This window comes from Neorhodopirellula pilleata, from assembly GCF_007859915.1.
Classification (GTDB): domain Bacteria; phylum Planctomycetota; class Planctomycetia; order Pirellulales; family Pirellulaceae; genus Rhodopirellula; species Rhodopirellula pilleata.
Genome location: NZ_SJPM01000012.1, coordinates 204,198 through 219,051 on the forward strand (window position 1 = coordinate 204,198; position 14,854 = coordinate 219,051).

General features: G+C 56.7%; 14 protein-coding genes. 9 read left to right on the plus strand and 5 right to left on the minus strand.

Annotation, left to right across the window (positions count from 1 at the left end):
* Positions 1-29: 29 nt before the first annotated feature.
* Genes Pla100_RS23220 through ilvN form a run of 3 tightly spaced genes read right to left on the minus strand, consistent with a single transcriptional unit; the run spans position 30 to position 2,241 of the window.
* The gene (locus tag Pla100_RS23220; RefSeq protein WP_146580642.1) at positions 30-629 is read right to left on the minus strand and encodes a DUF4254 domain-containing protein; all 600 of its coding nucleotides are present in this window, start codon (positions 627-629) and stop codon (positions 30-32) included.
* A 31-nt stretch (positions 630-660) separates the two neighbouring features.
* Entirely contained in the window at positions 661-1,665 is a 1,005-nt protein-coding gene (gene ilvC, locus Pla100_RS23225) for a ketol-acid reductoisomerase (protein WP_146580644.1), read from the minus strand.
* 54 nt (positions 1,666-1,719) lie between these two features.
* Positions 1,720-2,241, minus strand: coding sequence for an acetolactate synthase small subunit (gene ilvN, locus Pla100_RS23230; RefSeq protein WP_146580646.1), 522 nt, complete (start codon positions 2,239-2,241; stop codon positions 1,720-1,722).
* Positions 2,242-2,393: 152 nt separating this feature from the next.
* On the opposite strand from ilvN, the gene Pla100_RS23235 reads away from it, so the two are divergent.
* The 4 genes from Pla100_RS23235 to Pla100_RS23250 all read left to right on the plus strand — a co-directional run bounded on the left by Pla100_RS23235 (position 2,394) and on the right by Pla100_RS23250 (position 6,014).
* The gene (locus tag Pla100_RS23235) at positions 2,394-3,197 is read left to right on the plus strand and encodes a segregation and condensation protein A (protein WP_146580648.1); all 804 of its coding nucleotides are present in this window, start codon (positions 2,394-2,396) and stop codon (positions 3,195-3,197) included.
* Positions 3,198-3,330: 133 nt separating this feature from the next.
* A complete protein-coding gene (locus tag Pla100_RS23240) occupies positions 3,331-4,170 on the plus strand; it encodes an MBL fold metallo-hydrolase (protein WP_146580651.1) in 840 nt (279 codons plus the stop codon).
* A complete protein-coding gene (gene hemW / locus Pla100_RS23245) occupies positions 4,167-5,342 on the plus strand; it encodes a radical SAM family heme chaperone HemW (protein ID WP_146580653.1) in 1,176 nt (391 codons plus the stop codon). The genes Pla100_RS23240 and hemW overlap by 4 nt, the downstream gene beginning before the upstream one ends.
* Before the next feature lie 231 nt (positions 5,343-5,573).
* A complete protein-coding gene (locus Pla100_RS23250; protein ID WP_146580655.1) occupies positions 5,574-6,014 on the plus strand; it encodes a hypothetical protein in 441 nt (146 codons plus the stop codon).
* Here the strand turns inward: Pla100_RS23250 and Pla100_RS23255 are convergent, their stop codons facing one another.
* The gene (locus Pla100_RS23255) at positions 6,015-6,551 is read right to left on the minus strand and encodes an FKBP-type peptidyl-prolyl cis-trans isomerase (RefSeq protein ID WP_146580657.1); all 537 of its coding nucleotides are present in this window, start codon (positions 6,549-6,551) and stop codon (positions 6,015-6,017) included. It lies immediately after the preceding gene.
* A 217-nt stretch (positions 6,552-6,768) separates the two neighbouring features.
* On the minus strand, positions 6,769-10,104 hold the full coding sequence (gene mfd, locus Pla100_RS23260) for a transcription-repair coupling factor (RefSeq protein ID WP_146580717.1): 3,336 nt from the start codon (positions 10,102-10,104) through the stop codon (positions 6,769-6,771).
* A gap of 249 nt (positions 10,105-10,353) precedes the next feature.
* Here mfd and Pla100_RS23265 point away from each other — a divergent pair, with 249 nt between their 5' ends.
* The 5 genes from Pla100_RS23265 to tnpA form a co-directional block, all read left to right on the plus strand.
* Entirely contained in the window at positions 10,354-11,400 is a 1,047-nt protein-coding gene (locus tag Pla100_RS23265; protein ID WP_146580659.1) for a Gfo/Idh/MocA family protein, read from the plus strand.
* A gap of 289 nt (positions 11,401-11,689) precedes the next feature.
* A complete protein-coding gene (locus Pla100_RS23270; protein WP_146580661.1) occupies positions 11,690-12,541 on the plus strand; it encodes an ABC transporter permease in 852 nt (283 codons plus the stop codon).
* Positions 12,542-12,544: 3 nt separating this feature from the next.
* Positions 12,545-13,402 carry an ABC transporter permease gene (locus Pla100_RS23275; protein ID WP_146580662.1) on the plus strand — a complete coding sequence of 286 codons (858 nt, stop codon included), beginning with the start codon at positions 12,545-12,547 and terminating at the stop codon, positions 13,400-13,402.
* Between the two features lie 30 nt (positions 13,403-13,432).
* On the plus strand, positions 13,433-14,563 hold the full coding sequence (locus Pla100_RS23280) for a hypothetical protein (protein WP_146580664.1): 1,131 nt from the start codon (positions 13,433-13,435) through the stop codon (positions 14,561-14,563).
* A partial coding sequence (gene tnpA / locus Pla100_RS23285; protein ID WP_146580666.1) for an IS66 family insertion sequence element accessory protein TnpA occupies positions 14,520-14,854 on the plus strand: 335 nt, incomplete at its 3' end. The genes Pla100_RS23280 and tnpA, both read left to right, overlap by 44 nt.

Here is a 14,854-nt window from a genome sequence, read left to right on the forward strand (position 1 = left end):
TGAGCAGAGGATTCCTGGCGAGGGACTCATCAGCCGCTTGCGTTGCCCGAGCCGTAGATCGCGGGATTGAGCGACGGATCGTTGTACATTTTCATCTGACGATACGTTTTATGCCGCTTACGGCCGGCGAACAAATCGTCGATCAACGTTTGCAAACTATTGGAAAGGTCGGCGTGTTGAGATCGGCAAATCTCGATCCGCGCGGCGACTCTTGCCATGTGGGTGGCGTCCGCCTCGACCCGTTCGAGTTGCTCGGCGTAATGGTACAGCCGAAGGGCCATGATCGAGAGCCGATCGATCGCACTGCCGGGGGTCTCCGTGTTCATGGGCGCGGCCGCGCCAGTCGTGATTGCGACTTTTGCTAACAAATCCGCGATGAAATCGTCGAGCTGTTCGATCGCGTCGTTGCGTTGTTGGTTCCAGCGATCGATTGCCCGCTTGACCGTAGCGATCCGTTCGTCGGTCGCCTCGGGGCTGCGGGCGAGGTCCTCCTCGTGCCAAAGCCGAAAGTTGAACTCGTGTTGTCGACACACGAGTTTTTCGAATTCGAATTCATCCGAGTCGTCGAACGGATTGGTAATCGGTTCGCGATGCCATCGCTGGACGCACTCGACTTGAATTTCGGTCAACCGCGTGACCGGCGGCAGAGGACTCAGGGGATCAAACCTCTTTTTCGTCGATCCAGCTCATCATGCGGCGAAGCCCCATGCCGACTTGTTCGACCTGGTGCAATCGTTCGCGGCGACGGGTGGCCTTAAAGAACGGGGCACCGGCACGGTTCTCGCTGATCCACTTCCGAGCGAATTCGCCGCACTGGATTTCGTTCAAAATCTTCTTCATCTCCGCCTTGGTTTCGGGGGTGATGATCCGCGGACCGGAAACGTAATCGCCGTACTCGGCCGTGTTAGAGATGCTATATCGCATGTAGCTCAGGCCGCCTTGGTAGAGCAAGTCGACGATCAACTTCAGTTCGTGCATGCATTCGAAATAAGCCATTTCGGGCTGATATCCGGCTTCGACCAGCGTTTCAAAACCGGCTTTAACGAGTTCGCTGACTCCGCCGCAAAGAACAACTTGTTCACCGAACAGGTCGGTTTCGGTTTCTTCGGCGAACGTGGTTTCGATCACACCACCACGAGTACCGCCAATGCCCTTCGCATAGGCCAATCCGATTTGCTTGGTCGATTCGGAGGCTCCTTCGCCGAGTGCAATCAAGGATGGCACGCCGCCGCCTTTTTCGTACTCGCTGCGGACCAGATGGCCCGGTCCTTTGGGCGCGACCAAGAGCGTGTCGATACCTTTGGGCGGTTCGATCTGACCGAAATGAATATTGAACCCGTGCGAGCACATCAGCACGTTGCCGGTCGACAGGTTGTCACGGATGTGATCACGGAAAATGTCGCCTTGGACTTCATCAGGCAACAAAATGTTGATCACGTCGGCGGCCTTAACGGCTTCGGCGATCGGCATCGGTTCGAACTTGTGGGAGACGGCCAAGTCATAATTTGGACTGCCAGGACGCTGCCCGATGATGACTTCGCAACCGCTGTCGCGGAGGTTTTGAGCCTGAGCGTGACCTTGGGAGCCGTAGCCCAAAATGGCAATTTTCTTACCCTTGAGGTGCGACAGATCGGCGTCGTTGTCGTAATAAATCGTGGCGGCCATCAGTTTTAAAACCTTGTAAAGTACGGGCGGTGTGGAAAGTTATGGGGTGAATACTTATTTGCCGGTCTTGGCGGCGGTTTGGCATCCGCTGCGGACCATCGCGATGCGTCCGGTGCGGACCAGCTCGCTGATTCCGTACGGGCGGACCCGTTCGATGAAGGCCTGGACCTTGCTTTCGCGTCCGCTGATCTCGACCATCACTTCATCAGGACCGACGTCGACGATCTGGCCTCGGAAAATATCGACCAGCTCACGGATTTCCGCCCGAATGCTGCCCGCCGGGGCGGCCACCTTGAGCAATAACAGATCCCGTTCGACGAAGTCGTTGGAGCTGATATCGAGGACGCGAACGACCGTTACGATCTTCTCGAGCTGTTTGCGGACCTGTTCCAGGACGCTATCGTCACCCACGACCACGAATGTCATCCGCGACAGTTTCGGGTCCTCCGTTTCGCCGACGGCGAGTGAATCGATATTGAATCCACGCGAAGCGAGCATACCGGAAATGTGAGCCAACACGCCTGGCACGTTTTGAACGAGTGCGGAAAGGAGGTGTCGGTGATTCGAGTTGGCCATGACGCAAAACGCAGCCGTTTGGCTGCAAAGAAGGGAGCGGGTCGCGACTGAAGGGCAGGCATGATAATTTTGACACCCTACGCTGCCAAGGGCTGCGCCGACCTCCGACACCACTTCGTCATCCAACGCCCGGCTTAATCCCCCGATTCCTCATGAATTTCCGTATCGATTTGCCGATTTATCGCGGTCCCATCGACTTGTTGTTGTACTTGGTCCGCCGCCAAGAACTGTCGCTCTCGGAGATTTCCTTGGCGAAATTAGTGAACCAATACATCGAATATCTCGACTTATTGGAGGAATTGGACCTCGGCGAAGTCGGTGATTTTGTCGATCTGGCCGCCACGCTGGTGGAAATGAAGAGCCAATCGGTGTTGCCCAAGATCGAAGACGAAGACGAGGAGGAAGTCATCGAGGAAAATCACGAATCACTCGTCGAGCGTTTGCTGCAGTACAAGGAAATTCGCGACGCGGCGTCGGTTTTGGACGAAATGTCGACGAGATGGCAAACCCGATTCGAACGCCTTTCGGATGATTTACCCTCCCGCCGCAACGATCCGGCCGACCAACCGATCGTCGGGTTGGAAATCTGGGACTTGGTCAGCGCGTTCGGCCGAATCATGAGAGAATCAGCCGGTCCGCCGCCGACCGAGGTTATCTATGACGACACCCCGATTCACGTTTACATGCAACGCATCCACCAAAAACTTTCCGAGCAACCTCGCGTCGAATTGGTCGATTTGGTCCGACCGGGCCAGCACAAGTCGGCCTACATCGGCTGGTTCCTGGCTATGTTGGAACTGACCCGCCACCACGGAGCCGCCGTGACCGAAAACGAAAACGGAGACATCGAAGTCGTTCGAACCGAGCGTTACTCCGCTGAACTGAACGTCAATGAAGTCGACAACTACGCCTCCGAAGCGATCGAAAAAAGCAACATGCCCATCCGAATGAGGTAGCGCATTAGCTATTAGCTGTTGGCTGTTGGCTGTTGGCTGCTTTCCTCTCGCCACTCGCCACTCGCTACTCGCTACTCGCTACTCGCTACTCGCTTCTCGCTTCTCGCAACTCGCTACTCGCCACTTTCTTCCCATGCTCGAAAACGTTCCCGTCGCTTCCCACACCCACGATGGTCTCACCATCGAAGGCTATTCCCGTGCGGCGGTACAAACCTGTTGGCGTGTCAATGAACTGAAGCTGCTTTTTGATGTCGGTGTCCAGCCGTGGGATTTTATGGGGACCCCCACGATGTTCGTCTCACATGCTCACCTCGATCACATCGCGGCCTTGCCCGCGTACGTATCCCGGCGGCGGATGATGAAGATGGACCCGCCGGTGATTTACATGCCTGACTCCGCCGTCGACACGGCTTGGAAAATGTTGCAAACGTTCCGTTCGCTTGACCGTGGTGCGATGCCCTGTGAGCTAATCGGTTTGCTCGGCGGGGATGAGACTCCGATCGGTCGCGAGCTTGTCGTGAAGTCCGTTGAAGTTCATCACACCATCGATGCACTGGGTTTCATCGTTTATCAACGACGCCACAAGCTCAAGCCGGAATACCTCGATCTTCCCGGCGAGCAGATCCGAGACCTGAAACTCGCCGGAACAGAAATCACCAACGAGGTCCGCGTGCCGATCTTCGCTTACACCGGAGACACCGCCCCGAAGGGCCTTGATCAAAACCCCGAGTTTTATGATGCCAAGGTATTGATCAGTGAACTGACTTTCGCCGCACCCGAACACCGCCGCGATAAAATTCACAAACACGGGCACATGCACGTCGACGATTATCGAGAACGCAGAGATCAGTTTCAAAACGAATTGATCATCGGTTCGCACGCGAGCACGCGGTACACGGACCCGCAAATCAAACGATTTGTCAAAAAGACGCTTCCCGATATGCTCGGCGATCGATTGAAACTGTGGCTGTGAACTCCGCTCCACCCGGCGGTTGGCCGACTCCGCGATCGCTTTACATCCACGTGCCGTTTTGTCGACACCGGTGCGGCTATTGCAACTTCAGCGTCGTCGCCGGACGAGATGATTTGCAAGGTCGGTTCCTTCACGCCGCCGAAACGGAATTGGCGTCGATCGATCATCCCGCCGATGTTCCGCTCGAGACCGTTTACCTCGGCGGCGGTACGCCCACGCAACTTTCAATGCCGCGGCTCGAACGATTGATCGATTCCGTTCGCAACCGTTTTCAAATCGCTGACACCGTTGAGTTCACCGTCGAGGCCAATCCGGAAGACATCACCAACGTGTTACTCGATATGCTCGTTGATACGGGCGTCAATCGTTTGAGTTTAGGGGTGCAGTCGTTTGATAACGCGAAGCTGCGGCTGCTCCAGCGGGGACATACCGGCGACCAAGCGATCGACTCGGTTCGGCGCGCCTGCGAATCCATTGCGAACGTTTCGATCGATTTGATTTTCGGGACATCCGGCGAAACGATCGAACAATGGAACGAGGAGTTGCGGATCGCGTCAACGTTGCCGATTCGTCACATCTCGACGTACAGCTTGACGTATGAAAAGGGCACGCAGTTTTGGTCGAGGCGGCGCAGCGGTGAGTTGCAAGAGGTCCCCGAAGACACCGACATCGCGATGTACCGCCAGTGTCGGCGCAGACTGCAAGCCGCCGGGTTTGAACATTATGAAATCAGCAGTTTCGCCCGGCCATCGGCCCGCAGTCGACATAATTCGGCCTACTGGAATGGACAGGGTTGGTACGCCGTCGGTCCCGGTGCGGCTCGATTCGTCAATGGAGCAAGGCATGTCAATCATCGCAGCCCGACGACGTACATCAAACGCGTGCTCGACGGCGGCGACGCGACGATCGAGACTGAAGTCATTTCCTTGGATCAACATGCCCGCGAGTTGGCGGCATTCGGTATTCGCCAAATCGATGGAATTGATCTGAATGTTCTCAACGAACGGCTCGGATATGATTTCGCCAGTGAACTCCAGCCGATCATCGAGAGCTGTTTCACGCACAAGTTGCTGCAACATCACGCGGGCCGAATTCGTCTCACCCCTCGCGGACGACTGCTCGCCGACCGGGTGGAAATGCAAATTCTGGAGTGGCCTGAAAACCCAAAATAAGCCAATTCGTTCGACAATCATCAGGCTGCTTGTCACCATCGAATGACCGGGGCAGTCCAGAGAAAACCGAATCGACACGGACGTGACGCGGTATTGAGATGAAACAGTTGCTGAAATGAACTTGCCGTTTTGTGTGAGATAATTAAGAATTAGGCGTTTCCGGGAAGGACCGGTGTTTCCTGGCATCAAACTTCTACATCAACCCAATCCTTTGAAGAAACGGAGTGCAACATGCCCACGAAAGCGGACAAGCGGAAGAAGGAACTGAAGGCTTTCGCCAGGCGACGGGCCAGCCGTCCCGAGCCAATCGTTGTGGTAAGCGAGTCGCTGAAAGTGAGCGGTGGCGTGGAGAGGAGGATCACACGCAGCCATACCGATCTTTTGCAGAATATCGAATTCGTGCTCGTCGGCGCAGGACGCGAGCTACCGGAATTCGATGACCAGTGCGTCGAGCAGGTTTTGCGTGGTGCACTCAGTCATTACGAGCACGAGGATCCAACCATTCGCTCGGTTATCGATTCACTGGACGACATCCGCACCGCCCGTGGGCTGAGTTCGGATGATCTGTGGAGCGACGCGCTGCGAGTCGTCTATGCGTCACTGAAGCGGCACAGCGAATGCCTGAACGGAGATCGAAGCTACCTCAAGTTCGCGGGCCAGTTCATCCACTAGCTATCGCACGCTTTCCAGTTCGACAATGAAGTGCAAGTTGGAATGGGGCGGAATCGAACCTGGTGAACCACCTTCGCCGTAGCCCAACCGGGATGGCACCCACAGTTCGATCATCCCGCCCTCACCGACGAGTTGCATCCCCTCGGTCCAACCGGCGATGACATTTTTCAATGGAAACGTCGTCGGTTCGCCGCGTTCGTATGAGCTATCGAATACTTTTCCGTTGTTGAGCCAACCACGGTAGTGGACGCTCACGGTGCTTGAGGCGGTCGGTTTTTGCCGATCGGATGATCGCAAAATGCGATATCGAAGCCCTGAGTCGGTTACCGAGAACTCGGGTGCGGCGTTTGAGTCCATTCCCCCGGTGCCGGATTGGAGTTCGGCTTTATCGACAAAGGTGACCGGTTTCCAGGTCGCCTGTTGGGTCGGCGGCATGGCCACCTCCGACGTGATCTCTGCGGTCGGCTTGGGCGTGGAGCGACACCCGGAAACAAGCAACGCGACACTGAATAAACTCCATTTCAACCAGCACTTCATCGCCGTCTCCACATTCCTTTTTCGACTCCCAAATTGAACCAGTCTTGCCAAGCCGACGCGATCTTTCCCTCCGCATGACCGGGGTAAGCTAGCGAAATAAAGCACACCAAGATAGATCGTAATTTTCCAAGCTCAGACGGATTCCAATGCATTTGAATGCGGTCGACGGCATGAACCGAAGCTCAGAATCATATTCCCGGAGTGATCGGTTATCGTGTCAGCCGATCCATAGCGCCGCTCGGGCTAATTGCAACCACGCTTGACCGCTGGGGTGCGTCATGTCGAAGTCTTTGATCGGGATGTACGCTTTGCGATGGTCGACGATTCGTACCGGGACGGACGCGTTCTTAACGAGTTGTTCGATGCGGCGTCGGTTGGAGTATTCCAGTACGATGAAACGATCGTTATTGGTGATCGACGCGATGCCCCAGGCCGCGGCGTCGAGTCGCAATTCGCATAATTCGATCATGCGTTTGGCGGCGTCGGGCAATGGGCCGAACCGGTCGATCAGCTCTTCCCGATAGCCCGCGATTTGGCTCGCTTGATCGATCCGGGTCATCCGTCGGTACAAGTCGATCTTATGCCGCAAGTCGGGCACGTAATCGTCGGGTAGGTAAGCTTCGATCGGCAAGTCGATGTCGACCTCGGCCGATAACTTTGGCGGAAGCTTCTGGGCTTGCCGGACGGCGTCTTCAAGAAGTTGGCAATACATTTCGTAGCCGACCGCAGCGATGTGACCGCTCTGTTGGCTGCCTAACAAGTTCCCCGCACCTCGGATTTCCAGGTCACGCATCGAGATGGCGAAACCGGCCCCCATTTGCGAGTACTCTTCGATCGCTCGCAAACGTTTGCTCGCTTCGGGCGTGAGGTGTTTCGTCGGCGAGACCAACAGGTAACAGTAGGCTTGGTGTTTGTACCTGCCCACGCGGCCGCGAAGTTGGTGCAAGTCGGACAGTCCGTATCGATTGCCGTCGTCGATGAACATCGTGTTGGCGTTGGGAATGTCCAGACCGCTTTCGATGATCGTGGTCGCTAGCAGCATGTCAAACTTGTGATCGATGAAGTCGATCATGATTTGTTCGAGTTCGCCTTCGCCCATTTGACCGTGACCGATCCCGATGCGAATCTCCGGCACGACTTCCTGGATCTTGGCGGCCAAGTCCACCATGTCGCCGATCCGGTTATGCACAAAATACATCTGTCCGCCGCGGTTGAGTTCACGGACGATGGCCGAGCGAATCATTTTCGGATCCCAACGCGTGACCTTGGTCTCGACGGCCATCCGTTCGGCCGGCGGTGTTTCCAGGTTGCTGATATCACGGGCACCAACGAGCGCCATGTGCAACGTTCGCGGGATCGGCGTTGCCGACAACGTCAGGACGTCGACGTTGGTGTGTTTGGTTTTCAAGCGTTCTTTGACGGCCACACCGAAACGTTGTTCCTCGTCGATGATCACCAAACCCAGGTTATTGAAGTCGACGTCCTTGCTCGCGACGCGATGCGTGCCGATGACGATATCGACTTTGCCTCGACGGATTTCTTTGACCGTTTCGCGTTGTTCGGTCGCGGTGCAGAACCTTGATAATTTGCGGATCTCGACGGGGAACTCCGCCATCCGGTTGCAGAACGAATGATAGTGTTGTTCGGCGAGCACGGTCGTCGGGACCAACACGGCGACTTGGTAGCCGGCCGTGACGGCTTTGAATGCCGCCCGCATCGCGACTTCCGTTTTCCCGAAACCGACGTCGCCGCAAATCAAGCGATCCATCGGTCGATGCGATTCCATGTCGGCCTTGACGGCGTCGATGGCGGTGAGCTGATCGGGTGTTTCGAGGTAGGGAAAACTCGCGTCGAACTGCCGTTGCCATTCGTTGTCGGGGTCGAACGCGATGCCGCGTTTGGTGGCCCGTTTGGCTTGCAATTCCAACAACTCGTCGGCCATGTCGACAACGGCCGATTCGGCGGCCTTGCGTTGATTGGTCCATGAGATGCCGCCGATCTTGGCGAGTTTGGGACGGGTCTTGGTGCCGCCGACGTATCGCTGGATCAATTGAATCCGTGTGGCGGGAACGTGAATCTTGGTTCCGCCGTCGAATTCGATCGTCAGGTGTTCTTGATGTTGGCCCCCTTTTTCGATCGTGTTGAGTCCTCGATACAACCCGATGCCGTGGGACAGGTGAACGACCAGATCGCCGGGGGTCAGTTGCAAGAAGCTATCGATCGGTTTACCGCGAACGCGCGTCGAAGCCCGGCGCACGGGACTGCGATGAAACAGCTCGGCACCGGTGAGGACGAGCACTTCGGCTTGCGACAACCGAAAGCCGCCGCTGAGGTCGGCGACCGTCATGTGCAACCGCCCCGAACGGGCCGCGTCGGTGTCGGCGAGCAGTTCGGTCAAGCGTTGTCCGTCGGCGGGCGTGTCGCCGACGACGATGACTTCGTGACCCGCCGCGACGCTGTCGACTCGGGCTTTGGTCTCGTCCAATGAAGCCGCGAAACTGTCCGCGCCGGCGGTTTGGAGGTCGACCACGTCGTCTTCGTTCCCGCTGGCGAGCAGACTTCCCGTGACGACCTGGTGGCTGTGCAGGCCGGCGAGCAGTTCGGGCATCGTGACGAAACGTTCCGTCCGGGCGACGCGTCGGAGCAACGCTTCGCTGGTCGCTTGGCATTCCGCCGGATCGACCAACAGGATCACGGTGTCCTCGGGCAAGTAATCGACGACGGTCGTCTCGGCCCCGATCGTATCTTCGGTGTATACCTGGTCGGGGTTCGGGGGCGTTACCTCAGGAGGCATCGCATCGGGATCGAATTCGTCCTCGGGAATGACCAACATGCCGGCCGGTCCGTCGGCACCGATGGCGGCGATTTCCACGCTCGTGATCGTTTCATTGCTACGCTGCGTCGCCGGATCGAAACGCCGGATCGATTCGATTTCGTCGCCAAACCATTCGATCCGAATCGGAGTCGTTTGGTCGGGTGAATGAATGTCGAGCAAACCACCTCGGCTGGCGAACTCGCCCGGGACTTGAACCGCAGTCGTCGCCGCGAAGCCCGCTTCGGCTAGCCATTTGCGAATCACTTCGGGGTCCACTTCGTCGCCGACGGTCAACCGGCGGGTCGCCCGAGTCAATCGGTCTCGTGAGGGGACTTTTTGGATCGCGGCCCCGATGTAGGCGGTCACGACGAGCGGTTCGGTGCTGTCCTGGTCCCTCGCCCGGAGCGATTGCAGGACTTGCAACCGGGCGGCGTAATCGGCGTCGCGGATGGACGATCCGGTGCCATCGCCGGCCGACAAAGGCAAAGCGACGACGTCGGATATTCCGAACGATCGAACGTCCCCGGCAACGACGTCCGCGTCAACGGCTTGGGGCAACAATACGAGAACGTGCGGCGTGTGCCTGGTCAACGTCGCCGCCAAGAGACCGCGAATGCCGCCCCAAACGCCGGCAAAGGCGAGCGGCGTGTCACGTTTTTGCCGCTGCAGGACCGTCCCGACTGAGGCGACCGCATCTAGAATCGCGGGCACGTCGTGTAAGCTGCGCAGAACCGGCAAAGGCGAAGAGTCCGACTCGGGTGACCCAGAAGCCCGGCGACGCGACGATGAGGCGGTGGTTTTCAATGGGACGACAATCCATCGGTAGCGGTAGGGAAGCTCAAAACGTATCCTGATCGTACGAATTCGCCTAGCTCCGCATCGACGTAGTTCGTCCAACGACTCGGCCTAGCAAAAAACGCACCTTCGCCGCAGGTACACGAGTTTTCGGCAATCTCACTCGCTCCCTTTCATTAACGCAAACACTTCATGACTATCGGAATCGGAATCGTCGGCTCGGGAATGATCTCGAACTTTCACGCCAAAGCCATCGCGGACACTCACGACGGGAAATTGATCGGTTGTTACGACCGCAGCTTCGAGCGGGCCCAGGAATTCGCGAAAAATAATCATTGCAAGGCGTTCGAGACGCTCGAAGCGATGTTGGGCGACCCCGAGATCGCGGCGATCGCCGTCTGCACACCCTCGGGGGCGCACTTGGAACCCGCCGTGGCGGCCGCCAAAGCGGGCAAGCACGTGATGGTCGAGAAGCCGTTGGAAGTCACCCCTGAAAAGTGCGACGAAATCATTGCCGCCTGCGAGGCCTCGAACGTGAAGTTGGCCGTTACCTTCCAAAGTCGTTTTCACGAATCGTCGCAGTTGATGAAACAAGCCGTCGACGGCGGTCGGTTCGGCAAAGTGACGATGGGCGACGCATACGTGAAGTGGTACCGCAGCCAAGAGTATTACGACAGCGGCGCGTGGCGGGGCACGTGGGCGCTCGACGGCGGGGGAGCCTTGATGAATCAAGCGATTCACAGCGTCGATCTGCTGTTGTGGCTGATGGGTCCGGTCAAACGGGTGTCCGCGATGATGGGTACGATGACCCACGAGCGGATCGAAGTCGAAGACATCGTCGTCGCCAACATTCAGTTCGCATGCGGCGCGTTGGGGGTCATCGAAGCCACCACGACCGCGTTCCCGGGTGCCCTCAAGCGGGTCGAAATCGCCGGCAGCGAAGGCAGTGCCGTGCTCGAAGAGGAAGACCTGACACAGTGGACGTTCAAGCATGAGACCGACGAAGACCAATCGATCCGCGAACGAATGATCGGCAAGACCGAAACCGGCGGCGGAGCGGCCGATCCGTCAGCGATCGGCCATCACGGACACACCGAGGTGTTCAACGATTTTCTTGAGGCGATCGAGAAAGGACACGAACCGCTCGTCAACGGACCCGAAGGAAAACGAAGCGTTGAATTGATCTGCGCGATCTATGAAAGCGCCCGGACAGGAAAGACGGTTGATTTGGGAGGTTAGAGGTTTACAGGTCACAGGTCACAGGTCGAGACCCGCAAACCCGCAAACCCGCAAACCTATAAACCTATAAACCTATAAACCTATAAACCTATAAACCTATAAACCTATAAACCTATAAACCTATAAACCTATAAACCTGTAAACCTGTAAACCTGTAAACCTGTAAACCTGTAAACCTGTAAACCTGTAAACCTGTAACGCTTCTAAGAATCCGACCATTTCTCATTCCCCCCGCACTACCGTGTCCAATCGCCAATCCGACTTCGCAAACCGGTTGAGTGTTTGGAGGATGGTATTTTCGACGGCCTTGTCCGAACGGCTCGTTTATCGTGGCGATTTTGCGTTGGGCACGTTGATGCGGTTCTTGCCGATCGTCACGCAGATCTTTTTGTGGTGGGCGATTTTTGATTCGATCGATGCGGCCGGAGTGGGCCAACGTAGTGAGCGTCTTGTTTCTGAAAATCCCGGCGGTGAACCGACCGCTCAGATCGGCGGGTTTGGGTTTCGGGACATGGTGGCGTATTACCTGCTCACGATGATCGCCCGGGCGTTTTCATCGATGCCGGGCTTGGCGTCGGGGATCGCGTTGCAGATCCGCGAGGGTGAGATCAAACGTTATTTGATCCAACCGATCGACTTGATCGGTTTCTTGTTACTCAACCGGATAGCCCACAAGGTCGCCTATTACGCGGTGGCGATCGCTCCGTTCGCGTTGGTGTTTTTTCTGTGTCGGGATTATTTCGTCGACGGGTTCCCGCCGCCGCATCTTTTCATCGCATTCCTAGGTTCACTCGTGATGGGATTCGCGATCGGATTCTTTTTGGAAGCGGCGATCGGGATGATCGGGTTTTGGTTCTTGGAAGTCTCGTCGTTGTTGTTTCTCTATATGCTGTTTAGTTTTTTTCTTTCGGGTCACATGTTCCCGCTGTCGTTGTTGCCTGACGACATCGAATGGTTCGTGAACTTGTTACCGCTGAAGTATCTCGCATACTTTCCGGCTGCGGTTTTCTTGGGGAAAATTCCCGAGGATGAGTTGGCCGGCGAGATGGCGATCCAGGCGGCTTGGTTGGCGTTTTTCATTATCGTCTGTCGTTTCGCGTACGCCCGCGGTGTGGCTCGTTACAGTGGCTACGGAGGCTGACGCATGTTCAACGAAATGGCTCGTTACCGCCGCGTGTTCATGACGTTCGCCCGCAACAGTTTGGTGCGGGACATGACGTTCCGAACCAATTTCGTGATCGAGTGTCTGAGCAGTCTCGGATGGACGGCGATGAACGTCGGTTTTTACCTGATCATCTTTCAATACACCTCGACGATCGGGGCGGACACGGGTTGGGACCAAGAAAAATTCTTTCTTTTCTTGGCGACGACTTGGTTCATCAATTCGATCGTGCAGGCGTTCTTCATGCCCAACGCTGAGGAGTTCAGCGAATTGATCCGAACCGGCGGTTTGGATTTCGCGTTGCTCAAGCCGATCGACACGCAATTCTTGATTTCGTTTCGGCGGGTCAGTTGGAGTTCGCTTGCGAACTTCGCGGCCGGGATGGTGATCATGATCGTGGCGTTGTCTCGCTTGGCGACGCGGGAGGTCGACCCGTATGTGCCATCGCTTGTGTCAGTGATCTTGTATGTGCTGTTTTGCGGTTGTGGTGTCGCGATCATGTACAGCCTGATGATTTGTTTGTCGGCGACGAGTATTTGGCTGGGCCGCAATCAGACGCTGTATAACTTTTGGTTTTATATCACGAACTTCAGCCGCTATCCGATGGAGATTTACAACCGTGGTTGGGGGACACCGCTATACGGATTGTTCACGTTCGTGATTCCGGTTTTGGTGGTCGTCAATGTCCCGGCGAGATTGCTGGCCCGCCCGATTTCGCCACGCACGGATTACGAATGGATGCTCGTCGGCTGGGCCGTGATCGCGACCGTGCTCAGTATTCTGGCGAGCCGTTGGGTATTTCGAACGGCGTTGGGAGCCTACCGCAGCGCCAGTTCGTAAGCTCCCGATGTAGGCTCGGTGGAGGAGGCTTTGCGACGAACACCCGGCAAGGTCGCGAATAGCTCGATCAAGATGGCACTCTTTCAGAAAAATCGGTTTGTTTGGAATGAGCCCTGGTTCTTTGTTCATCGCGTTCGTCATTGGACGGCATGGTGTTTTCTAACGTTTTTATTGTCGTGTCTCGGGTTGGGCGTGGCGTCGATCGTGGTGACGGCGACGCCCGACGGTCAGCCGATCGACTGGATCAATGTCGCACTCATGTCGTTGGGGGCCGTGGGGATTGTGTGGTGGGTTTTCGACGGCACCAACTCCCGTCGGCAAGCGATTCTGACGGATAAAGAACTCATCGTCGGCGGCGACATGGGGAAGTACTCCGTTCCGACCACTTATCATTTAGAAAAGATCCCCGGTGCGGCGATCGTCTTGCCTGAGGAAAGCGGTTGGCCCAATCCAGGACTTTATTTCTATCACGACGGAAGCGAGGAAGTCGTCGGGATCGGCGAGCAGGTGGAGCTGCCCCGATTGGCCCGTGCGATTCATCAGGCGGGCATCCCCATTCGGCTCGACGGTTGGGACCCCGCGACGGACAAGACGGTGGCCGAAACATTTTCTTGGCAGCGCCCCGAAGGCCGGCCCAATCGGACGGCGTCGATCGAAACGTTGGGCGACGATCAGGCTTCGTTGATCTCGCCACCGGCGATGATCTGGGCGATCGTGCAGCAGTGCTTACCCTTCTTGATTTGGGCGGTTAGCGTCGGATACATGATTTGGTACCTGTACCAGAATTGGAATCAACTGGTCGGTTACGAATGGATCATCGTCGTCGTGTTAACGATCCCGGGGATGATGGTCATGGCCCAGATCACCGAACGTTATGCGACGGCGGCGACCTCGCGTACGCTCGGGAAGATGGTCCGCAAACAAATCAAGCAGCGGACCGGCTACAAGATCGATGTCGATGCGCCTGGCAATTTTGAGATCGAGGTTCGCGAGACCGATCAATTCGACAAGCTCGTCTTCAAGATCCGCGAGACCGCCTTGATGGTAAGCGTTCTATCTCCCCATGTTGACAGGCGGTTTAGCGTGACAGGTTTGTTTCCACCTCCAGGAGAAAACCATGAACGCGTTTCCCAATCCCGAGCTCGCCAGGCAGTGGCGTGAGCGAATCGAGCGTTTCGACGATGCCGGGACGACCATCGCTGAATTCTGCCATGCCGAAGGCTATAGCGTTGCTTCGTTCTATCAGTGGCGAAGACGATTGCGACAAGCCGCTTGCGAACCGGCGGGCTTTATCGCGGTCGAAGTGCCGGACAATCAAGAATTATCTGTCGTGCCGGCGAATATCGAGATCGAACTTCCCGGCGGTGCTATCGTTCGTCTAAATGCTCACGGTGGCGTCTCCGTTTTCGAGCCGTTGCTTGCCGCCGTCGTTGCCGCCACCGACGCCGCCGC